The following is a 19,549-nucleotide window of genomic DNA, read 5'->3' on the forward strand; positions in this document are numbered from 1 at the left end:
TGGTTGATGGATGTTTACGGTTTGGTTTCGGGTATCTGGACGTGCCGGGAATTGATCGTGATGAGGAGGGGATGCGGAGGGACTGCAAACTGGCTGAGCAGGAGTCTTCCGGAGGCAGCGGTGCCAGCGAGTGGCGCGGTTTCGCCGGTAAGAAGGTCCTGGACCGACAACGTATAATCAGCGGGATCGACGTGAATTTCGATGTCGGCAGACCGGGTATTCAGATCACCGATACGCTCGGCGGACCAAAGGGCAATGACCGTTCGTCCTTGGGAATCCGTGAACTGATAATGCCGGATGTCACGAAGAGCCGGCAACGGAGTACCCTCCCACGTGGACGGACGATCTTCCGTACGGTCCGAAAACGGCTTGATCGTAACGCGGAGATTATCGGAGGGAACAAGGCCTGCCGTGGCCCGGGCAAGATTCCGGACGGCGTGATACGATGGTTTCAGGGAATCGTCACTACGGATGAGCCCAAATCCGTTTTCCGCCTCGAACGGATTGCCGCCGTCGCGTTGATCGTCGCGAAAGGCATATTGAACGCTCACTTCGACTCCGAGTCCGAGACTTTCCATGAAACGGCGCAGGAGATATCTCGCCTGGGCGTCCTCGTTGTAGGCCGAATAGAGAAATTTTTTGTTTTTCGCGCCCTCGCGGTAAGTCGTGTAGCCGAATTCCGTGAACCAGAGCTGGGCGGGGCCGTTGTGTTTTTTCAAATGCTCACGGTACATGCGAACCAGCGAGGAGAAGGAGCCTTCGGCATCAGCCACGGCAAAGCCGGCATTCTTGCGATATTGGGGGGTGTCGCGGTGACCGGTAACTTCCGGCGGAGAGCGGAAACTGTAGGGATGATCTGTAATTCCATCCACACTACGAGAGATGCCCATTTCGATTTGCAGCCAGTTTTGAGGCGTGACGTTGCCGAGCCCGATCACGGGCATGCGCGGATTGGCGGCCTTGATCGCGTCTGCGGCGGTGTTGAGCAATTTCACATAGCGGGCGATCCAGGAAGGCATCGTGCCGTCCTTGTTGCGCCCGTACCAGGTGCCTCCCTTGAGGCTGCCTTCGCCATAACAGGCGGCATACCAGGAAAAGGGTTCGTTGAGAATTTCGATAACGTGGATTTTCCCGTCCAGTTCCCGCGCCAGCCAGGCGGCGGCGCGGGCATACGCGTCCGGATCATATTGATCTTCATACAGGCGATTCCCTCCGGCAAAGGTCACAATGATCTTGAGGTTGTGGGCGTTGGCGAGAGCCACCCATTTGCGGGTGTTTTCCGGGATGCAATACTCGTCCCGAACAGGCTCAACCTCCGCCCAGGTGATCTCGTCGCGTATCCAGCCGACCCCGAGCGCAGCAATCATGGGCATGTGACGTTCGGCATTCCACGGACGCATCCACGAAGTCTTGTGGGAGAAATGTGTGGCGACGCCGATCTTGTCATTTCGCGTGTCCACGGTCGCCGCAGGCGCAGGTACGGAGGAATGAGAAGTGCCTGTATCCGATGATGCGGCGGCAGCGCGAACGTCGGCGATCATCAATGCGGCAACCAGCAAAACCGATGCGCCGACAGACAACCGGGAAACAGGATGAGGGACAAACGGGCGTGAGGTTTGCATTGAAAACAAGACGGAGAGGAGAGGGGGGAGCGGGTCAGTTTGGGGCTTTGGTACCGACAAAGATGCGTCCGGCATCACGGTCGGCGATCAGGTCCGCCTCCGTTGTCAGAGCAATGTGCCCGTCAAGAAAAACCATGTTGGCCTTTTGCCGGTCGTTGTGCGGAAAGGTCATTTCGCTAACCCACCGGGGTTTTCCGCTGTTCCAGGTTTCGGAAAGCCGTGTTGCGGAACCCGCCGGATCGGAATCCTGATAGTCAACGTAGAGGACAGTTCGTGACGGAGTCTGAAAAAGGCTGACCGGTTTGCCGAGTGGCTTGTAGTCAACTCCCTCGCCAACGATACCGGAGCCACTCTGATGCCCGATCGCTCCGTAGGAAACCTTGCTATTGGGGAGTTGCTGGCCGGTATACGGATGAGTCCAGGTTGCACGAAACGGAGGGTTGGCTGCCTTGATCGTAGTCTGATCGGCAGGACACAGAAAAATCTCGTGACTGCCGCAATAGGCGGGATAAATCTCCTGCCACCATGCCTTGTCCATGATGCCCGTTGCCGTTGAGCGTGTCACAGGATAGATACCTCGATTGTCGTTGGCGAAAAGCGTGGTTGCCTGCGCCAGTTGGCGCAGATTCGAGGCGCAACGGGTGGTTCGCGCAGAATCACGCACCCGTCCGGTGACCGGAATGATGATCGCGGCAAGGATGCCGATAATCGCAATGACCGTGAGAAGTTCGATCAGCGTGAAGCCATGTGTCGTCGTTTCGCTGCCTGGGCACAAACAGGAGGCAGATTTTTCCAAATCAATAGGGCGAGGATTTGTGGATTTCATGGGATGCGCGGGTATGGGTCTAACCGGAGTAGATGTTTCGACGCACAGTGAGCTTGGGGGATGGATAAACTCAAAACGGATTTTATGCATACTTATGCATTGAATGGTTGCACGACGGCATGGAGGTGGCAGCTTCATGTCATGTCCTCCGCCCGCCTCACCCAAACTGACCTTGCCCGTGAGCTGGGGCTCAACCAGGCGACGGTTTCGCGGGCGTTGCAGGGGAGTCTGCTGTTGCCGAAGGAAACCATCGAACGAGTGAGGGCAGCGGCGAAGGCGGGCGGCTACCGGCCGGATCCGGGGCTGGCGAGTCTGGTGGCGTACCGGCGCACAAAACATCCGCCGGGCAAGGGGCAATGCCTCGCATGGCTGGATTCACAGCACCAGCCGGATTTGCCGACGCGTCGCACCTATCCGGAAAAAATCTTCGCGAGTTCGAGAAAGCGAGCGCACGAAATGGGGTACCGGCTGGAGGTTTTTCGCACGGATACGCCGGAGGTTACCCCGCAACGGCTCTCGCGGATGCTCGCCTACCGGCGGGTGGAGGGAATCATTTTTGCGCCGCACTCCTCGCCTCATACGGAGCTTCCGCTCGCTCTGGACAATTTTCCCGCTGTGGCCGTCGGACATACGGTGCATATCCCGCGAATCGATCGCGTGGCGCACAACCATTTCGAATCGATGCTCGTTGTGTGCGCGAGGCTGCGCGAACGCGGACGGCGAAGGATTGGCCTCGGGTTGCCTTCGCGTTCGGACATGCGTTCGCATGGATTGTGGAAGGCAGCATTCCTGCTCGATCAGGCCGCAGTGCCGAAGGCCCGCCACATCCCGGTGTTGCAATCGGAAGAAACCGATGCGCCGTCATTCCGTGAATGGTTTACCCGCTGGAAACCCGATGCCATCATCCTGCACCTTGATCACAGTGGCGCGCGCCTGGAACAGATGAAGGCACTCGGGCTGAGCTATCCGGATGACGTGAGCGTGGCGTTGCTGTCGTTGCCGGACGGGTACGAGGCGTTTTCCGGGATCGACGAGCGGACGGAGGAACTGGGGGCGTTTGCCGTGGAAGCGCTGGTGTCGCGGATTCACAACAACCAGCGCGGCGTGCCCGAACTGCCGCGCATGCACATGATCGAGGGCAACTGGCGCGAAGGCACGACGGCGTAGAAACCACGCTTCCGGCACCCCCCTCCGGGGAGGGATGCGGGCAGATGAGAAGAGGGCAGGGAGAGGGAGGCCGGCTACGCCGTGTGCTTATCAAACCAATTAAATTCCATTCTTCATTCAGCGGAGCCGGGATTATGGTTTGTATCTTGATCAGAATAGTGGGATATAAATCCGTGTGAAGGGGATTATCCCCTGCGCAAACGCGCACGACCAGGCATCTGGAGGAACGTTGTCAGTCCATAAATCTACGCCTGCATCTATTGTTTTTTCCCTCTGCCCGGTGTCTCACGGAACACGGTAAACCGGGAGAAGACAGGAAGCGCATCGGCGCCCTTTCATCCAGATCAGCACAGCACCTGTCAGCCGTCTTTATTTATTTATGAATCCCAGTATCAATATACCGGTCGCCTTCCTCATGGGTCAGCCCCCGCTCGAGCTTTTCAAGCACGGCGGTCCGATCATGTGGCCGATCCTCGTCGTCTCGTTTCTTGCCATTACCGTAGTGGTCGAGCGCACGCTCTTCCTTGTCCGCGAGAACGCCGCCCGTGATCCCGGCATTGCCGGTAAGATTTACGAACGCGTGGAAAATCACGATGTCGAGGGCGCTGTCCGTATCGGTCAAAAGAGCCGCGATTTCATCGCCCGCATTCTCGTCTACGCGCTTACCCACAAGGAGCATTCGCTCGACGACGCCTTCGCCCAGGCTTCCAGCCGCGAACTGAGTCGTTACCAGCAAGGTCTCGCCATCCTCGATACCTGCATCACCGCCGCGCCGCTGCTCGGCCTGCTCGGCACGGTCACCGGCATGATGAACACCTTCGGCGCGCTCGGCAGCGGCGATATCGCCGCCAGCGCCGGCCAGATCACCGGCGGCGTCGGCGAGGCCCTCATCGCCACCGCCTCCGGTCTCGTCATCGCCATCGTTGTCCTGTTTCCGTTCAACGTCCTCAACACCCGCATCGAGCAGGCCCGTCGCGACATCGCCGACGCCGCCAACGCGCTCGAACTGGTCAGCCAGAAATCCGGCGTTCCCAGTCTCACGCTCACCGAAGCCGGCGCCGGCGTCTGACCTCCTCTCAAAGCGAGCTTGTTTTCAGCTTTCAGTTTTCAGCCTTTCAGTTTTTTCCGAAAAATGTCCGTCTCCTCCCGCGCCCTTGCCGACGAACCCGTCAGGAAACGGGCCCGCATCGAGATCATCCCGTTGATCGATGTGATCTTTTTCCTGCTCGCCACCTTCGTCCTCTTCACGCTCTCGCTCAACCAGTCGGGCGGACTCGCCGTGCTCCTGCCCGCGACTGCGACCAGCCAGCCGCGCGACGCCTCCGGCGCCGTCACGCTCTCCATCACCGCCGAGGGCACGCTCGCCTGGGACAAGGACCCCGTCACCCTCGACGAGTTCATCGCCCGCCTCCAGGCCTGGAAACAGGTCGAGCCCGATCCGCGCGTGCTCATCAACGGCGACGAAAACGCCCTGTTCTCGCAAGTCCGCTACGTCGTCGACGAGGTCCGCAAGGCCGGCATCGGTAAGATCAACATCGAAACCCGTATCCGCCCCGCCGGCAACTGACCTCCCGCCCGCCCTCCGCCGCCCTATGTCCGCCTTCACCAGTCCCGCCGCCAGCCCGCGCAAAGCCCGCATCGAGATCATCCCGCTGATCGACGTGATCTTTTTCCTGCTCGCCACCTTCGTCCTGTTCACCCTTTCGCTGAACAAGATCCAGTCGCTCGCCGTCGATCTCCCGCAGGCCGCGCCGAACACGCCGGCCACGAAAAACGACGACGACCTCGTTGTCCTGCAACTTTCCGACGCCGACACCGCTTACTGGAACAAGGAACTTATCTCAGTCAGCGAAATCGCGCCGCGCCTTTTCGACTACAAGGCCTCCCGCGCCACGCCGCGCGTCCTCGTCAGCGGTGACGACAGGGCGAGCTACGGCGCCGCCATCCGCGCCCTCGACGAGGTGCGCAAGGCCGGCATCACCGAAGTCTCCATCGAAACCGCCTGGCGCGCCTCCGGCCGGTGAAAAACCCGCTCCGGAATCCGCATCACCCGGTAATATCATGACAACTACGAACCGCCCGCTGACCGTCACCTCGTTCCCATGAAACGCGACCTCCTCGCCGGCGTCCTTGTCGCCACGCTTTCGATCACCGGTCTCGCCTTCAGCGACCGTCTCCTGCCCTCGGGACCGGAGACGGCCGCACCGGCCGAGGACGACATGCCCACCATCGCCCTCGTCCCTCTCCCGCAACTGGAACCCGAGCCGCCCTCCCCGGAGGAGTTCGCCTCTCTCTCCGACAACGCCCCCGCGCCCGACATCTCCGACCTCGCCCCGCCGATGCAGGCCGACACGCCCGCCGCCGCGGTCAGCACCACCGCCTTCGTCCAGAAACTGCAGCCGCCCCCGCCTCCCGGCCTCGGAAAGCCCGCCGGCGTCATCAGCATACCCAAGGGCAACTTCAGTCGCGGCAGCGGCGTCGGCAGCGGATTGCAGGGCCTGTTCGACCTCGCCGCTCTCGACCAGAAACCCGTCCCCCGGTTTCTCGCCAAGCCCGCCTATCCCTTCGAAATGCGCCGCTCCGGCGTCAACGGCGAAGTCCTCGTCGGCTTCATTGTCGATGCCGACGGCAACGTCCGCGATCCCTTTGTCGTCCGCTCCACCAACCCCGCCTTCGAATCCGAGGCCCTCCGCGCCGCCGCCCGGTGCAAATTCCGCCCCGGTCGCAAGGGCGGCGTCAACGTCAGCACCCGCAACGTGATCCTCCCCTACAGCTTCACTCTTACCGACAACGCATGAAAACCTCGACGATCTCCGCCGCCCTCGCCGCGCTGGCCCTCGCGTCCGGTCTCGTCCTGTCTCCGCCGCTCCGGGCTGCCGCTGCTGCCCCCGCCCCGCCCGCGCCCGAGCTTGCTGAACGCGTCTCCGCCAAACTCGGCGAGTTGCGCACCCTCGCCGACGGGGGCGACTACTCCGGCGCCCTCGTCCTGGTCGACGGACTCCTTTCCACCGCCGCGCCCGAGAGCTTCGACCTGGCCTTTCTCTCCCAACTCAAGGGCCAGCTCCTGCTCAACCTCAATCGCTACGCCTCCGCCATCGCCCCGCTGGAAACTTCGCTGCAACTCGGGGAACGTCATTCATTTTTCGATACTGCCGGCACGCTCAACACGCTCCTCACCCTCAGCCAGCTCTATTTCCAGGAAGCAGTCGAGACCGCCGACCCTGACATCCGCCATCGTTATTACGGCCTCGCCCACGAGCGCATCCGCCGCTGGCTCGCGCTCTCTCCCCGGCCCACCGCCGAGGCGCAACTCTACGCCGCCTCCATCCTCTACAGCGACGCCACGCGCGACCCCGCCCGGGCCGACCTCGAAAAGATCCGCCTCGCCCTCGCCGATGCCGAGGCCAGCCTCCAGTTGCGCGCCCGTCCCGACGAACAGGCCTGGGTGCTCATCGTCGCCGCCCTGCAGCAACTCGGAAAAGTTCGCGAATCGGTCGACTTCCTCGAACTGCTCGTGGACCGCAAACCCGACTCCGCCCTTTACTGGCAGCAACTCTTCGCCTCCTGTTCCAGCCTCGCCTCGGAATCCGCCAACCCCAGGGAAGCCGACCGCTGGCACCTCCGCGCCCTCCTGACCGTCGAACGCGCCCAGCAGCACAGACACCTCTCCGGCGCGCAGGATCATTTCAACGTCATCTCCCTCCTCACCTCGCTCCGGCAGTACGACCAGGCCGCCGCTCTCCTCGAAAAGGGGCTCGCCGGCGGCACCATCGAAAACACCCGTCGCAACTGGGAACTCCTCTCCTTTTCCTGGCAGCAGCAGCACGACAACGACCGCGCCATCGACGTGCTGCGCCGCGCCATCCGGGCTCTGCCCGAGGACAGCGAACTCGAGGTCGCGCTCGCCCGCCTTTACTACGCCCGCGATCAGCCCGCCGAAGCCTGCGAACACCTCCGCAACGCCGTAACCCGCGGCAAGCTCGAACGCCCCGGCCAGGCCTGGTTCTTCCTTGCCTACGTCGCGTACGAACTCCGCCGCTTCGACGACGCCGCCCGGTGGGCCGAAACCGCCGCCGCGCAACCCGATGTGCAGAAGGACGACATCACCCGTCTCACCCAGGCCATCCGCGAAGCCCTTCAGGAAGCCGCCGCCGCTCCCGGAAAATCCGCAACCTGATCCGTATTCACTCTCCCGCTTCCACATCCCGATGAAAAAAGTCTACCTGATTTTCCCTCTCGCCGCCCTGTTCGCCTTCGGGGCTCTCTACTGGAACTTCGACCGCGGCTACGCCGAGCGCGCGCAGGCCGCCCGTCAACAGGCCCGCCTGGAAAAAGAAATCAAACTCAAAGCCGAGGTCGAGGCTCGCGCCAAAAGCATCGAAGACGCCCTGCGCCTCCAGGCCGAGCGCAGGAAGGCCCGCGAGGAGCGCGAAGCCCGCGAGGCCGCCGAAAAGGAAGCCCGCCAGCTCGCGCTCGACGCCCGCGAAAAAGCCTTTCGCAACCAGGAACAGCTCGCCCGCCAGATCGAGCGCCTGAAGAAGGACGTCGCCGCCGAACAGGCCGCCGTCGCCGAAATCGCCGCCGCCCACAAACTCTCCCTCGACGAACAGGCCTTCCTCAAGGAGTACATCGCCAGGGCGGAAGAAAACATCCGCACCCTCGAAACCCTGCTCAGCGCCATCGCCGCCGCCGAATCGATCGGCGCCCTTCCCGGCGGCGCCTGAAAGCGCCACCCCCCTGCCGCGCCGCCAACCGTCCCGCCTTCTGTCACCAATTTCAAACTACAAACTACAAACTTCCAATTTCAAAACTTCCATTTCACATGAACCGTTTCTACCTGATCGCCCCGCTCGTCCTGCTGCTCCTCTTCGGAGGCGTCTTCTGGCAGCACAACAAGACCGCCGCCATCGAGGCCGCGCAAAAAGCCGCCGAGGTTGCCCGGGCCGACGAAGCCGCACGCGTGCAGAAAGCCGAGGCGGAGCGCAAGGCCCGCGAAGACGCCGAACAACGCGCCGCCGCCCGCGAGGCCGAAGAGCGCGGGAAAGAGGAAGAGCGCCGCGCCCGGTGGGAGGCCGACTCCGCCCGCATCGCCGAAGAAACCGCCCGCCATGCCGCGCAGGCTGCGGACTACACCCGCCAGGTTGCAGCCCTCGAAAAACAGCTCGCCGGGCTCCGCTCCGAAAAGGAAAAGCGCAACCGCGAAGCCTTCGCCGCCGCCCGCGAGGTCGAGTTGCTGGCGATCAGGAAACGCAACACCGAGCTGGAGGTCCAGCGCGTCACCGGGATCATCGCCCGTCGGGCCACCGGAAGCCGCGCCGTCATCGCCGGTCGCCCGCCTTCACCCTCCCGCGTGGCGTCAGCATCGGACGGCAAATGATGTCGCCCGCAATGCCCGCGCCAGCCGGAGACCGGAACGCCGCCCTTCGCAAGATATTTCCCCGGCCCGCGCCCCAACCCGGTTCTCCATGAAACCAGCACCACTCGGAAAACTCCTCGCTCTCCTGTCCGGAGCCCTGCTCGTCGCCGGTCTCGGCCTTCTCGCCACGACCTCCGGCGGCTGCTCGCGCAGCGCCCCCGCCGACTCCCTCGCCACCATCAAAAAGCGCGACCGGATCATCGTCGGCGTCTTCGGCGACAAGCCGCCCTTCGGCTACATCGACCAGCAGGGGCGCAACGCCGGTTACGACGTCGCCCTCGCCCGTCGTCTCGCGCAAGACCTGCTCGGCGACGCCGGCAAGATCGAGTTCGTCACCCTCGAAGCCGCCAACCGCGTCGCCTTTCTCCTGTCCAACAAAGTGGACCTCATTCTCGCCAACTTCACGCGGACGCCGGAGCGGGCCGAAAGGGTCGATTTTGCGAATCCCTACATGAAAGTTGCGCTCGGTATCGTTGCTCCTGCCTCCAGCCCGGTCGATTCGCTCGACGCGCTCAAAAGCGCGTCCGGCAAAACGCTCATCGTCAACAAGGGCACCACGGCCGAGGCGTTTTTTACAAAAAACCATCCCGGCATCAGACTTCTCAAGTTCGACCAGAACACCGAGGCTTTTCAGGCGCTCAAGGACGGCCGCGGCGACGCGCTTGCACACGACAATACCCTGCTCTTCGCATGGGCGCACGAGAACAAGGGCTTCAGGATCATCGAATCCAACCTCGGAAACCAGGACGTGATCGCCCCCGCCGTGAAGAAAGGAAACCAGGCGCTCCTCGACCGGGTCAACACCGGGATCGACCAGCTCGCCCGCGAACACTTCTTCCTCCGGGCTTTCGACGATGAGCTGCGTCCTTATTTTGGCGATACGATCAAAAACCCGAACGACGTGATCATCGAAGGAGACGCCCGGTGACCCGGGGACGCCCTCCCCCCCCGCGCCCGCTTGCCGGAATAAAACCTGTTTTGTCGTTATTAGTTGAATACTTGACTGGAAACCTATGAAAAACAAAAGCATACGACTCATTATTGCAGCCGGCTTGTCCGTGGCCGGCTTGCAGGCGTTGATCCTCCCGTCGCTCCACGCGCAGGCGACGCATACCTCCCAGGACTGGGCCCAATCGCCCGCTGCCTACGACGACGGCCGCTCCCTGAGGGATTATCAGGCGAGTCTGCGCTCGGCGCTTTTCCTGCTCAAGGGGAGCCCCGAACTGGAGCAGCCCCTCAAGCTTTCCGCCCGGGTCACGGCGGTCGGTCGCACGGGCATCCGCCGCCTGCGCATCCGCAATTTCCAGATCCTCAGCGACGGCGGCAGGGACGTCGCCGAATTCAACCTCGGAGCCGGCTCCTGGCCCAGCGTGGTCGGCGCGCTCGGCAGCGCGGTGGCCGGGGACTACCTGACCCAGGCCGCGATCAAGGGCATCCCCATCGATGCGCTGGAAGTGGTCTTTACCAGCCGTCCCGGCACCGCGCCCTCGCAGAGCACCGGCACCCAGGTGACCTATCCCCGCAATCTGGCCTACACGGCCTTTATCGTCTCGCCTGCCTCGGACGCCGAACTCGAGGACTTGCGGCAGACAGTCGAGCGCGTTTCCCCGGTCCTCCGCCTGGTCAGCGAGTCCCAAAATATCGACCACGGCAAATTGATCCATACCCCGACGCCCGACAAGCCCGAGGCCAGGACACTCGACGGCCTGCGTGAATTCCTGGCCGACAAGTACGCCGCCACGCAAGGCGCGGTTCCCTTCGAAGGGCGGAGACCGGCCCGTGACTCCGAGGACTGGAGACCGCCCCTGCGTGCCCATGTCAAGGTCGAAGGTGACACCGGCATCCGGCACATTCGCACGGACATCAGCAATTTCCAGGTCATCCACGATTATCCGCGCTATCTGGCGGGGCACAACCTCGGCCCGGTGCCCGAGGAGCATATCCTCGGGACGATGATCACCTGCCTCACCCATATCTATGAAATCGTGGCCGCGCAGAAGCAGGTGCGCCTGGACTCCCTGGAACTGGAAGTCGAAGGCACGCTGACCACCCGCCTCGGCAATACCGAAAATCCTCCCGCCTACAAGGACATCGCCTACCGCGCACACATCGGCTCGCCCGAGTCGAAGGAGGTCATCGAGCAGCTTCAGCGCGACGTCGAGGCGATCTGCCCCATCTACAATATGCTGAAAGACTCCCAGCCGGTGAAAGGCAGCATCGTCCGCGGCCCCTACACCGAGGAAAAAGAAAAAGCCGCGTACGAATAAGGGCGCGTCCTTTTTCCCGCCTCGCGCCCCGGCATGATCGAAAAATGTCCCCATCGTCAAAGTGACGACACCGGCATCGGCCACCGGATGGGGACCGATACAGCCTGCATGTATTCCATTTTCTAACACGGACTATCAGGCGGGATTCAAAGGAGACCGGCACGGAGGCCCTATCTTGATTTTATAGACCAACATTCTCATGAATCCGGCCGAACCAAGGCCGCGTACCAGCAAGCGCCAAAGGTTTTTCTGACCAGGCAACTGGAAGCTCCACCGCTCCCGAACCGTCTGACCCGCCGCCACTGCGGGAGGATCGTTTCATCCAGGAAAATTCACCGATGAAAAGAATCATGCCACCCTCCCGCCTGTTCGCCACAGCCATTCTGGCCAGTCTCTCCCTTGCGACAGCGCTCTGCGCCACTGCCCGGACCAAAATCGTCGTCGCCGACGCCAAGACCACTCATCATCTCAATCTCTACATTGCCAAGGAACTCGGCTATTTCGAAAAGCGAGGCCTCGATGTGAGCATCATCGACACCAAGGATCTCACGGCCGCGCGGGATCTGCTTGTATCCGGAAAGGCAGACTTCTTCTGGGCCTGCCCCACCGCCGCCATTGCCGCCATCGCCAATGGCGCGCCGATCAAGATCGTCTCCCAGGTCAAGAAGCCCTGCACCTCCGTTCTCGTCGCCTCGCCCGATTCTCCAATCACCAGGCTGGAAGACCTGAAAGGCAAACGCATCGCCGGCATCTCCCCCACCTGCGAAGCCGTGATCTCGATCACCGTTGCGGCCAAAAAAGCCGGCGGGGAATTCACGCTCGAAAAACTCGCCGGCGGTCCCGCCATCGCCGCCCTCGATGCCAAAGCCGTGGATGCCGCCATCCTCGAAGAACCGCAGGTCAGCATCGCCGAGCTCAAAGGCTACAAGGTGCTCTTCCCGGCCATCTCCGAAAACATTCCCTGCCGCACCATCAATGTCCGCAACGCCTTCCTGAAAAACAACACCGAAGCCTCGAAGCAGTTCATCGAAGCCGTCGAAGAAGCAAATACCTTCATCCTCAAGGATCCGGCTTCCGGCCAGGTCGTCGCCATCGCCGAAAAATACACCGGGGCTCCGGCCAGCGCGATCAGGCACGGCAACCATCGTCTCAAGTTTCAGACTACGGTGGACGAAGCCGGCCTGAGCGCCCTTGCCGACGAACTGATCGCCCTCGGCGACATCCGCGAAAATCCCGGCAGCCGTCTCTACGCCGAGGAGTTCCGCGGCATCACCTGGGGAAAGTAAACCCGACACCATGCGGATTCCCGACATCTTCCGTCTTCTCCTCGTCCCGGCGCTTTCCGTCCTTCCGGACTTGTCGGGTGCCGTCGCGACCCCGGCGCTCGCGGTCGGGCACACCGGGAATCCGCTGCTCGCCCCGCTCTACGCCACCGCCGACCGGGCGGAGGAAAACGGACTCGCCCTCGCCCTGCGCCGTTTCGGCACGGGAGGCGATGTCGGGTACGCCCTGCTCGCCGGCGAAATCGACGCCGGTTTCGTTGAACCGGACAGGGCGCTCGCCCTGCTGCGCCTGCCCGAAGCCGCTCGCCTGCAGCCGGCCGGCGTCATGAATTTTCCCTACGGAGCCACGCTCGTCCTGCGCAAGAATCTCGACAAACGCCTCGACGAGCTCGGCGACGCCCGGATCGCGGCGGCCGGCCCGCATTGCGCGCTGCTCCACCGCTTCCGGACCGACGCCGGCCGGCTCGGGGCCGATCTCTCGAACCACCGGCTCCGTTTCATGCCCTTCGATGCCATGCTCCCGGCGCTCGAATCGCGCACCGTCGACGCCATCCTCGTCAAGGGCGCGTATGCGGGGCTCGCCGTCCGGCAGGGGCACACGATCCTTTACCAGAACTGGGACGTGCAGGCCGGCGATGCCTGCTGCCCGGCCATCGTTTCGCAGGCGGAATACATCCTCGTCGTGCGCGCCGACGCCGAAAAACGGACCGCTGCGCTGGTGAACGCGCTTGCGGCGGCCGACCGGCTGCCTCCTGCCGACCTGCGCCGCGCGACGGCCCGCCACCTCGCCTGGGACGGGGCGGCGCTGGACGAGCTGCCGCTCGCCTCCTTCGTCCCGCTGACCGCCGACCTGCGCAAGGAGCTTGGCCTGCCCGGCGGGGAGGACACCGCGCCTTGAGCCGTTCCACCTCTCCCCTCGATGCCGGCACCCGCGGCTGGCGACGCGCGGCGCAGGACACCGGCTCGTTCCTGAAAACCGCCTTCGGCAGCCTCGTCACCATCGAGTTTCTGACCCTCTTCATTCCCATCCTCGTGCTCTGGGAAGTGTTGCCGCGCACGGGCGTGCTGCCCGCCACCCTCGTGCCGCCGCCCAGCCGGGTGGCCGGGGCGTTCCACGACCTGTTTGTGCACAAGAATCTGGCCGGCCACATCGGCATCAGCCTGCTGCGCTTCGGCCTCGGGCTGGGGCTGGCGCTCGTCACCGCCTTCCCCATCGGCGTGCTCATGGGGTGGAACATCTTCGTCCGCAAGCACGCGCTGCCCCTGTTCCAGATTCTCGCTCCCGTGCCGCCGCCCGCCTGGGTGCCGCTCACCATCGTCGCGCTCGGCGTCGGCCTGCCGATGCAGACGTTCCTGATCTTTCTCGGCGCGTTTTACCCGATCCTGTTCAACACGTATCAGGGAGTCAAGGACACCGATCCCCGCTACCTCGCCTCGGCCCGGGTCTTCGGCGCGAGCGAGTTCACCCTCATCCGCAAGGTCTATATCTGGCATGCGCTCGGCTCCGTCATCATGGGCATCAAGATCGGCATCTCCCTCGGCCTGGTCATGCTCGTCATCGCCGAGATGCACGGCGGCAACTCGGGCATCGGCTACCTGCTGGTCGAGTCCAAGGAGTATTTCCGGATCGACCGCATGGTCGTGGCCATGGTTCTCCTCGGGGCCATCGGCTGGTTCCTCATCGAGGTGATGAAATTCATCGAGGCGAAACTCGCGCTCTGGCGCGCCGGCCGCTGACCCCCCCTCCGCCCATGATCGAAGCCCGCCGCATCACCCGATTTTTCTCCGTCGTGAAGGACGATGGCACCGCCGAGGGCGCCACGGCCGTGCTCTCCGTGTCATTAAAAATAAACGACGGCGCCTTCGTGGCCCTCGTCGGCCCGACGGGCTGCGGCAAGTCCACCTTTCTCGAAATCCTCGCCGGCCTCCAGGCTCCGACCGAGGGCGAGGTTCTGATCGACGGCCGCCTCGTGCTCGAACCGCTGCCCGCCACCCGCCGCGAGATGGACGCCTACCGGAAAAAATACCGCTTCGTCTCGCCGCTGGCCAACGGCCTCTTCCGCGACAGGCCCAAGCACGACATCGCCATGATCTTCCAGGACTACGCGGTGTTTCCCTGGATGACGGCCCGGGAAAACGTGCTCTTCACGCTCAAACTTCGTGGCACGCCTCGCGCCGACCGCGAGGGACTCGCCCGCAAATATCTCGATCAGGTCGGCCTGCGCGGCTCCGGACACAAATACCCCGCGCAACTCTCCGGCGGCATGCGCCAGCGCCTCGCCATCGCCCGCGCCCTCTCCGTCGAGCCGAAGATCATCCTCATGGACGAGCCCTTCGCCGCCGTCGATGCGCTCACCCGCGAACGCCTGCAGGAGATGCTGCTCGAAATCTGGCGCACCACCGGCACCACGATGGTGCTCGTCACCCACGATTTCGACGAGGCCGTTTATCTGGCCGACGAAGTCATCGTCTTTTCGCCCCTGCCGGGCACGATCCGCAACCGCGTGCCCGTCGACCTCCCGCGCCCGCGCCACCGCGACGACCCCGCGCTGCGCGTCTACAAGGAACGCATCGTGCGCATGTACCACTACGACACCGTCCACGCCGCCGATTACTCGATCTGAACCGGAGGCGGAAAACCGGATATCCGTCACCTGTCACCTGCCCGAACGCATCATTTGCCGAAAATTCCACCTCCCGCTCATGCCCGTGCCAGCCACCGACTCTCTCGTCATCCCTCCCGTCTTTTCCCGCGGGCGCATCCATGAAGACATTACGGAAGCCATCGGGGGCACGCCGCTCGTGCGCCTGCGACGCCTCCCCCCGGCCGGCGGCGCGGAGATCGTCGCCAAGGTCGAGGGGATCAATCCGCTCGGCAGCGTGAAGGACCGCATCGGCGCCGCCATGATCACCGCCGCCGAGCGCGACGGCCAACTGCAACCCGGCGGCACCGTGATCGAACCCACCTCGGGCAACACCGGCATCGGCTTGGCCTTTGCCTGCGCCGCGCGCGGCTACCGGCTCATCCTCACCATGCCCGAGAGCATGTCGATCGAACGACGCAAACTCGTGCAGATGCTCGGCGCCGAACTCGTCCTCACGCCCGCCGACAAGGGCATGGCCGGCTCCGTGGACAAGGCGCGCGAACTGCACCGCCGCATCAAGGGCAGCTTTCTGCCCATGCAATTCGAAAACCCGGCCAACCCCCAGGCTCACCGCGAGACGACCGCCGGGGAAATCTGGGCCGACACGGCCGGCCGCGTGGACCTCTTCGTGGCGGGCGTGGGCACGGGCGGCACGATCACCGGCGTCGCCGAGGTGCTCAAGGCCCGCAAACCCTCCGTGCGCGCTATCGCCGTCGAGCCCGAGGCCTCGCCCGTGCTCTCCGGTGGGCGGGCCGGGCCGCACCGCATTCAGGGCATCGGCGCGGGCTTCGTGCCCCCGGTGCTCAACCGCAAAATCGTCGATGAAGTCATCGCCGTGCGCAACGAGGACGCCTTCGCCACCGCGCAGCGCGTGGGGCTGGAGGAAGGCATCCTGTGCGGCATCTCCGGCGGCGCAGCCGTGTGGGCGGCGCTGCAACTCGCCGGGCGTCCGGAAAACGCGGGCAAACTCATTGTCGTCATCCTGCCCGATTCCGGTGAACGCTATCTCACGACCCAGCTCGCCGACGTGTCGCGCGAATGACGCCTTCCCGCCATGCCGCTGATCACTGAACGAGTCGCCGCCGCCCGCGCGGGCGCAAACCCGAACGTGCTCGGCCGGATGCGTTCCGGCTGGGCCGTCATCGGAGACGTGCAGTTTCTCCCCGGCTATTGCCTGCTCCTGCCCGACCCCGTCGTGCCCGGCCTCAACGACCTGACGGAGGAGGGCCGGGTTCAGTTCCTTTCCGACATGGCGCGGATCGGCGACGCCTTGCTGGAGGTGACGAACGCCTGGCGGATCAACTACGAGATCCTCGGCAACTCGGAACCCGAACTGCACGCGCACATTTTCCCGCGCTACGCGGACGAGCCGGAAGAAAAGCGCCGCATGCCCGTCTGGTTTTACGACTGGAAAAACGCTCCCCGGTTTTCTCCGGAACAGCACGCCGATCTGTATTCCCGGCTGCGCGACGCCTTGAAAAGGGATGCGGCCGCCTCCGCTGCTGACTCGCAAAAATGAAAATCCGCCGCGCCACCTATGAAGACCTTCCGGACCTCCTCCGGCTTTACGGTTTCCTGCAATCGGACGATCCGGTCCCGGATTTTCGGGATGCCGCCGTTCACCGCCACTGGGAGGCGATTCTGCGCGACCCGCGTCTTTTGTATTTCGTAGCGGAAGCGGAAGGGAAAGTCGCGTCCACCTGCACGCTCACGCTGATCCCCAACCTCAACCGGGCGATGCGTCCCTACGGGCTCATCGAGAACGTCGTGACCGATCCGGATTTTCGCCAGCAGGGGCTTGCGACGGGCGTTCTCCATGCCGCGCTTGCGCAGGCATGGCGGGAAGGGTGTTACAAGGTGATGCTCCTGACCGGCAGCAAAAAGGCGGAAACCCTGCGATTCTATGAAAAGGCCGGCTTCCTGCGCGGCATCAAGACGGGGTTCATTGCCTATCCCGAATGATCCGTCGAACTTTTCCATGCTCGATTTGCCGTCTGTCTGCTCCTAATAACCTCCTTTTCATTTAACAGCGCGCCATGCCCAGACCCGCCGCCAACCCACCCGCCGCCACCGTTTTCCCGCGCGCTTCCCGTTCTCCGGCCCCGCCCCGTCGGGCCAGCCTTGCCGCCGACATCCGCCAGCTCATCGACGCCGCACGCGGCCAGGTCGCCGCAGCCGTCAATGCCAGCCTCACCACACTCTACTGGCAAATCGGCGCGCGCATCCAGGTTGACGTTCTCAAGAAAAAACGCGCCGGCTACGGCGAGGAGGTCATCACCACCCTCTCCAGGGAACTTGAGCAGGACTACGGACGCGGCTTCGGCGAAAAAAACCTCCGCCACATGCTGCGTTTCGCGGAGGCATTCCCCGACGAGCGAATTGTCTCCGCACTGCGGAGACAATTGACCTGGTCCCCCATCAAGTCGGTCATCTATATCGACGATTCGCTCAAACGCGATTTCTATGCCGAGATGTGCCGCATCGAGCGCTGGAGCACGCGGATGCTTCGCCCGCCGGGCGAAACGTCCGCGGAAGCAGGCATGATCCGGTTCGTGAAGCCCGGTCCAACCCGAACTCCGGCCGCGGACACCGAAAAAGTGTCCGGTTGAGTCCGGCCGGTCTCCATGTCAAACATCGCCAGAGCACACACTACCACCATGAAAGATTACCCGTTATCGAAGGTGTTTCAGTTGATCGAGCCGGGGCCGGTCGTGCTGGTGACGACCTCACACAAGGGACGCGCCAATGTCATGACGATGAGCTGGCACATGGCGATGGAGTTCACGCCGCCGCAGATCGCTTGCGTCATCAGCCCCGGCAACCACAGCTTCGAGGCGGTGCGCAAGACCCGGGAATGCGTGATTGCCATCCCCGGAGCCGATCTGGTGCCGCGCGTCGTCGATATCGGCAACTGCTCGGGGCAGGACGTGGACAAGTTCGCCGCCTTCGGCCTCACGCCGATGCCCGCCGCAAAAGTGACCGCGCCGCTGGTGGCTGAATGCCTCGCCAACATCGAATGCCGCGTGGTGGATACCCGCCTGGTCAACAAATACGCCCTCTTCATCCTCGAGGCGGTCAAGGCATGGACCAATCCGCAACGCAAGGACCGCCGGCGGTTTCACGCCAACGGCGACGGCACCTTCGCCGTCGATGGCCGCACCCTCGATCTCCGGAAAAAAATGGTGAAATGGCAGGACACCCTGTGACCCGTTCCGGGGCTCTTTTCCCTGTCGATGTCCTCCCTCGATCGCGATTTCATTGTCCGCCATCTTCCGCTCTACGGGCAGGCGCTGTGGCTCACGCTCCAGCTCGGCGTCGGCGCGATCGCCGGTTCACTGCTGGTCGGCCTGCCCGGCAGCCTCATCCTGCATTTCCACACGCCTGTTCTCCGCCGCATCGTCACGGCCTACGTCGAGTTCTCGCGCAACACCCCGCTTCTCGCGCAGCTCTTCTTTCTTTATTTCGGGCTGCCTGCCGTCGGCATCAAGTGGAGCGGCTTCACCTGCGCGCTTCTCGGGCTCACCTTTCTCGGCGGCGGCTACATGATCGAAGCCCTGCGCGCCGGCATCGAGGCGGTGGGCCGCACGCAGATCGAATCCGGCCTCAGTCTCGGCCTCTCGCGCGCGCAGATCGCCCGCCGCGTCGTCCTCCCCCAGGCGCTCGCCTCGGCGGTGCCCGCACTCGCCGCCAACTGCATTTTCCTGCTCAAGGAAACTTCCGTTGTCGGCATCATCGCCGTGGCCGATCTCATGCACCTCACTCAGGATCTTATCGGCCTCTACTACAAAACCACGGAGTCGCTCCTGCTCCTTGTCGTGGCCTACGTGATCCTGATCGTCCCCGTCTCGCTCCTCTTTACGCGGCTGGAAAAGACCGTGCGCCATGCCGGTTTATGTCATTGATTTTACACTACGAAAACCCGGCGCGGCGCAGCCAGAACCCAACCATTGAACAGAAGCGCGGGAATCCGGAATGGCCGGGGAATGAGGGGAAGAAAATTATGATTAATCATTTTGAACAGAAGATAAGAAGGTCACGAAGGCGCTCCAGCACCCGCAACCCGTCCGGCATCCGAAACCCGTTTCTTCCCCATCCAGAACAAAAACGTCTCTTTCGTCCAATCACCTTCCGTCTGCCTGCGGGCCTTCGTTATTTTATTAACTTCTGTTCAAACTTCTGAATCCGAAAATGAGAGAAATCATACATCAACAGGGCATCGCCCCACCTTCGGAATCTCTGCGCCCACTCCCCTTCTCTGTGGTGCAAAGAAAAAACACCGCAGAGAAGGGGAGTGGGCGCAGAGAACGGAAGCATAAGCCTCGA

General features: G+C 63.2%; 24 protein-coding genes. 21 read left to right on the plus strand and 3 right to left on the minus strand.

What is annotated here, in order from left to right:
* Positions 1-14 precede the first annotated feature (14 nt).
* Positions 15-1,622, minus strand: a complete 1,608-nt coding sequence (locus OPIT5_21035) for a hypothetical protein (GenBank protein AHF92363.1) — start codon at positions 1,620-1,622, stop codon at positions 15-17.
* A 34-nt stretch (positions 1,623-1,656) separates the two neighbouring features.
* Positions 1,657-2,418, minus strand: coding sequence for an N-terminal cleavage protein (locus tag OPIT5_21040; protein AHF92364.1), 762 nt, complete (start codon positions 2,416-2,418; stop codon positions 1,657-1,659).
* Between the two features lie 171 nt (positions 2,419-2,589).
* Here OPIT5_21040 and OPIT5_21045 point away from each other — a divergent pair, with 171 nt between their 5' ends.
* The 21 genes from OPIT5_21045 (at position 2,590) to OPIT5_21145 (ending at position 19,128) form a co-directional block, all read left to right on the plus strand.
* Positions 2,590-3,615, plus strand: a complete 1,026-nt coding sequence (locus OPIT5_21045) for a LacI family transcriptional regulator (protein ID AHF92365.1) — start codon at positions 2,590-2,592, stop codon at positions 3,613-3,615.
* Between the two features lie 379 nt (positions 3,616-3,994).
* Positions 3,995-4,684 (plus strand): flagellar motor protein MotA, encoded by a 690-nt coding sequence (locus OPIT5_21050; protein ID AHF92366.1) that lies wholly within the window; start codon positions 3,995-3,997, stop codon positions 4,682-4,684.
* A 63-nt stretch (positions 4,685-4,747) separates the two neighbouring features.
* On the plus strand, positions 4,748-5,182 hold the full coding sequence (locus OPIT5_21055) for a biopolymer transportern ExbD (protein ID AHF92367.1): 435 nt from the start codon (positions 4,748-4,750) through the stop codon (positions 5,180-5,182).
* A gap of 25 nt (positions 5,183-5,207) precedes the next feature.
* Positions 5,208-5,639: a biopolymer transportern ExbD gene (locus OPIT5_21060; GenBank protein AHF92368.1), complete on the plus strand. Its 432-nt coding sequence runs from the start codon at positions 5,208-5,210 to the stop codon at positions 5,637-5,639.
* Positions 5,640-5,717: 78 nt separating this feature from the next.
* Positions 5,718-6,413 carry a biopolymer transporter TonB gene (locus OPIT5_21065; protein ID AHF92369.1) on the plus strand — a complete coding sequence of 232 codons (696 nt, stop codon included), beginning with the start codon at positions 5,718-5,720 and terminating at the stop codon, positions 6,411-6,413.
* A complete protein-coding gene (locus tag OPIT5_21070) occupies positions 6,410-7,792 on the plus strand; it encodes a hypothetical protein (protein AHF92370.1) in 1,383 nt (460 codons plus the stop codon). The genes OPIT5_21065 and OPIT5_21070 overlap by 4 nt, the downstream gene beginning before the upstream one ends.
* Before the next feature lie 31 nt (positions 7,793-7,823).
* Complete coding sequence (locus OPIT5_21075; protein ID AHF92371.1) at positions 7,824-8,339, plus strand: hypothetical protein; 516 nt, start codon at positions 7,824-7,826, stop codon at positions 8,337-8,339.
* 98 nt (positions 8,340-8,437) lie between these two features.
* Positions 8,438-8,992, plus strand: coding sequence for a hypothetical protein (locus OPIT5_21080; protein AHF92372.1), 555 nt, complete (start codon positions 8,438-8,440; stop codon positions 8,990-8,992).
* 88 nt (positions 8,993-9,080) lie between these two features.
* Entirely contained in the window at positions 9,081-9,959 is an 879-nt protein-coding gene (locus OPIT5_21085; protein AHF92373.1) for an amino acid ABC transporter substrate-binding protein, read from the plus strand.
* Between the two features lie 778 nt (positions 9,960-10,737).
* Positions 10,738-11,298, plus strand: a complete 561-nt coding sequence (locus OPIT5_21090) for a redox protein, regulator of disulfide bond formation (protein AHF92374.1) — start codon at positions 10,738-10,740, stop codon at positions 11,296-11,298.
* 33 nt (positions 11,299-11,331) lie between these two features.
* A complete protein-coding gene (locus OPIT5_21095) occupies positions 11,332-11,424 on the plus strand; it encodes a hypothetical protein (GenBank protein ID AHF94572.1) in 93 nt (30 codons plus the stop codon).
* A 212-nt stretch (positions 11,425-11,636) separates the two neighbouring features.
* Complete coding sequence (locus OPIT5_21100) at positions 11,637-12,584, plus strand: nitrate ABC transporter substrate-binding protein (protein AHF92375.1); 948 nt, start codon at positions 11,637-11,639, stop codon at positions 12,582-12,584.
* A 10-nt stretch (positions 12,585-12,594) separates the two neighbouring features.
* Entirely contained in the window at positions 12,595-13,479 is an 885-nt protein-coding gene (locus OPIT5_21105) for a hypothetical protein (GenBank protein AHF92376.1), read from the plus strand.
* Positions 13,476-14,318, plus strand: coding sequence for a sulfonate ABC transporter permease (locus OPIT5_21110; protein AHF92377.1), 843 nt, complete (start codon positions 13,476-13,478; stop codon positions 14,316-14,318). Before OPIT5_21105 ends, OPIT5_21110 begins: the two co-directional genes overlap by 4 nt.
* 14 nt (positions 14,319-14,332) lie before the next feature.
* Positions 14,333-15,205: an ABC transporter ATP-binding protein gene (locus tag OPIT5_21115; protein ID AHF92378.1), complete on the plus strand. Its 873-nt coding sequence runs from the start codon at positions 14,333-14,335 to the stop codon at positions 15,203-15,205.
* A 79-nt stretch (positions 15,206-15,284) separates the two neighbouring features.
* Positions 15,285-16,268, plus strand: a complete 984-nt coding sequence (locus OPIT5_21120) for a cysteine synthase (GenBank protein ID AHF92379.1) — start codon at positions 15,285-15,287, stop codon at positions 16,266-16,268.
* A gap of 12 nt (positions 16,269-16,280) precedes the next feature.
* Positions 16,281-16,745: a hypothetical protein gene (locus tag OPIT5_21125; GenBank protein AHF92380.1), complete on the plus strand. Its 465-nt coding sequence runs from the start codon at positions 16,281-16,283 to the stop codon at positions 16,743-16,745.
* Positions 16,742-17,188, plus strand: coding sequence for a GCN5 family acetyltransferase (locus OPIT5_21130; protein AHF92381.1), 447 nt, complete (start codon positions 16,742-16,744; stop codon positions 17,186-17,188). The genes OPIT5_21125 and OPIT5_21130 overlap by 4 nt, the downstream gene beginning before the upstream one ends.
* A gap of 74 nt (positions 17,189-17,262) precedes the next feature.
* A complete protein-coding gene (locus tag OPIT5_21135; protein ID AHF92382.1) occupies positions 17,263-17,835 on the plus strand; it encodes a hypothetical protein in 573 nt (190 codons plus the stop codon).
* 48 nt (positions 17,836-17,883) lie between these two features.
* Positions 17,884-18,432 carry a flavin reductase gene (locus OPIT5_21140; GenBank protein AHF92383.1) on the plus strand — a complete coding sequence of 183 codons (549 nt, stop codon included), beginning with the start codon at positions 17,884-17,886 and terminating at the stop codon, positions 18,430-18,432.
* Between the two features lie 27 nt (positions 18,433-18,459).
* Positions 18,460-19,128 carry a polar amino acid ABC transporter permease gene (locus tag OPIT5_21145; protein AHF92384.1) on the plus strand — a complete coding sequence of 223 codons (669 nt, stop codon included), beginning with the start codon at positions 18,460-18,462 and terminating at the stop codon, positions 19,126-19,128.
* A 247-nt stretch (positions 19,129-19,375) separates the two neighbouring features.
* Here the strand turns inward: OPIT5_21145 and OPIT5_21150 are convergent, their stop codons facing one another.
* Entirely contained in the window at positions 19,376-19,540 is a 165-nt protein-coding gene (locus OPIT5_21150) for a hypothetical protein (protein ID AHF94573.1), read from the minus strand.
* Positions 19,541-19,549: the final 9 nt, after the last annotated feature.

This window comes from Opitutaceae bacterium TAV5 (assembly GCA_000242935.3).
Taxonomy (GTDB): Bacteria; Verrucomicrobiota; Verrucomicrobiia; order Opitutales; family Opitutaceae; genus Geminisphaera.

What these genes read in the sequence shown, in the direction of transcription:
- OPIT5_21060 (AHF92368.1), top strand. Translation starts at nt 5,208, where the DNA reads ATGTCCGCCTTCACCAGTCCCGCCGCCAGCCCGCGCAAAGCCCGCATC.
- OPIT5_21135 (AHF92382.1), top strand. Translation starts at nt 17,263, where the DNA reads ATGCCCAGACCCGCCGCCAACCCACCCGCCGCCACCGTTTTCCCGCGC.
- OPIT5_21150 (AHF94573.1), bottom strand. Translation starts at nt 19,540, where the DNA reads ATGCTTCCGTTCTCTGCGCCCACTCCCCTTCTCTGCGGTGTTTTTTCT.
- OPIT5_21120 (AHF92379.1), top strand. Translation starts at nt 15,285, where the DNA reads ATGCCCGTGCCAGCCACCGACTCTCTCGTCATCCCTCCCGTCTTTTCC.
- OPIT5_21105 (AHF92376.1), top strand. Translation starts at nt 12,595, where the DNA reads ATGCGGATTCCCGACATCTTCCGTCTTCTCCTCGTCCCGGCGCTTTCC.
- OPIT5_21070 (AHF92370.1), top strand. Translation starts at nt 6,410, where the DNA reads ATGAAAACCTCGACGATCTCCGCCGCCCTCGCCGCGCTGGCCCTCGCG.
- OPIT5_21055 (AHF92367.1), top strand. Translation starts at nt 4,748, where the DNA reads ATGTCCGTCTCCTCCCGCGCCCTTGCCGACGAACCCGTCAGGAAACGG.
- OPIT5_21065 (AHF92369.1), top strand. Translation starts at nt 5,718, where the DNA reads ATGAAACGCGACCTCCTCGCCGGCGTCCTTGTCGCCACGCTTTCGATC.
- OPIT5_21100 (AHF92375.1), top strand. Translation starts at nt 11,637, where the DNA reads ATGAAAAGAATCATGCCACCCTCCCGCCTGTTCGCCACAGCCATTCTG.
- OPIT5_21080 (AHF92372.1), top strand. Translation starts at nt 8,438, where the DNA reads ATGAACCGTTTCTACCTGATCGCCCCGCTCGTCCTGCTGCTCCTCTTC.
- OPIT5_21075 (AHF92371.1), top strand. Translation starts at nt 7,824, where the DNA reads ATGAAAAAAGTCTACCTGATTTTCCCTCTCGCCGCCCTGTTCGCCTTC.
- OPIT5_21130 (AHF92381.1), top strand. Translation starts at nt 16,742, where the DNA reads ATGAAAATCCGCCGCGCCACCTATGAAGACCTTCCGGACCTCCTCCGG.
- OPIT5_21140 (AHF92383.1), top strand. Translation starts at nt 17,884, where the DNA reads ATGAAAGATTACCCGTTATCGAAGGTGTTTCAGTTGATCGAGCCGGGG.
- OPIT5_21115 (AHF92378.1), top strand. Translation starts at nt 14,333, where the DNA reads ATGATCGAAGCCCGCCGCATCACCCGATTTTTCTCCGTCGTGAAGGAC.
- OPIT5_21125 (AHF92380.1), top strand. Translation starts at nt 16,281, where the DNA reads ATGCCGCTGATCACTGAACGAGTCGCCGCCGCCCGCGCGGGCGCAAAC.
- OPIT5_21050 (AHF92366.1), top strand. Translation starts at nt 3,995, where the DNA reads ATGAATCCCAGTATCAATATACCGGTCGCCTTCCTCATGGGTCAGCCC.
- OPIT5_21085 (AHF92373.1), top strand. Translation starts at nt 9,081, where the DNA reads ATGAAACCAGCACCACTCGGAAAACTCCTCGCTCTCCTGTCCGGAGCC.
- OPIT5_21035 (AHF92363.1), bottom strand. Translation starts at nt 1,622, where the DNA reads ATGCAAACCTCACGCCCGTTTGTCCCTCATCCTGTTTCCCGGTTGTCT.
- OPIT5_21145 (AHF92384.1), top strand. Translation starts at nt 18,460, where the DNA reads ATGTCCTCCCTCGATCGCGATTTCATTGTCCGCCATCTTCCGCTCTAC.
- OPIT5_21095 (AHF94572.1), top strand. Translation starts at nt 11,332, where the DNA reads ATGATCGAAAAATGTCCCCATCGTCAAAGTGACGACACCGGCATCGGC.
- OPIT5_21045 (AHF92365.1), top strand. Translation starts at nt 2,590, where the DNA reads ATGTCCTCCGCCCGCCTCACCCAAACTGACCTTGCCCGTGAGCTGGGG.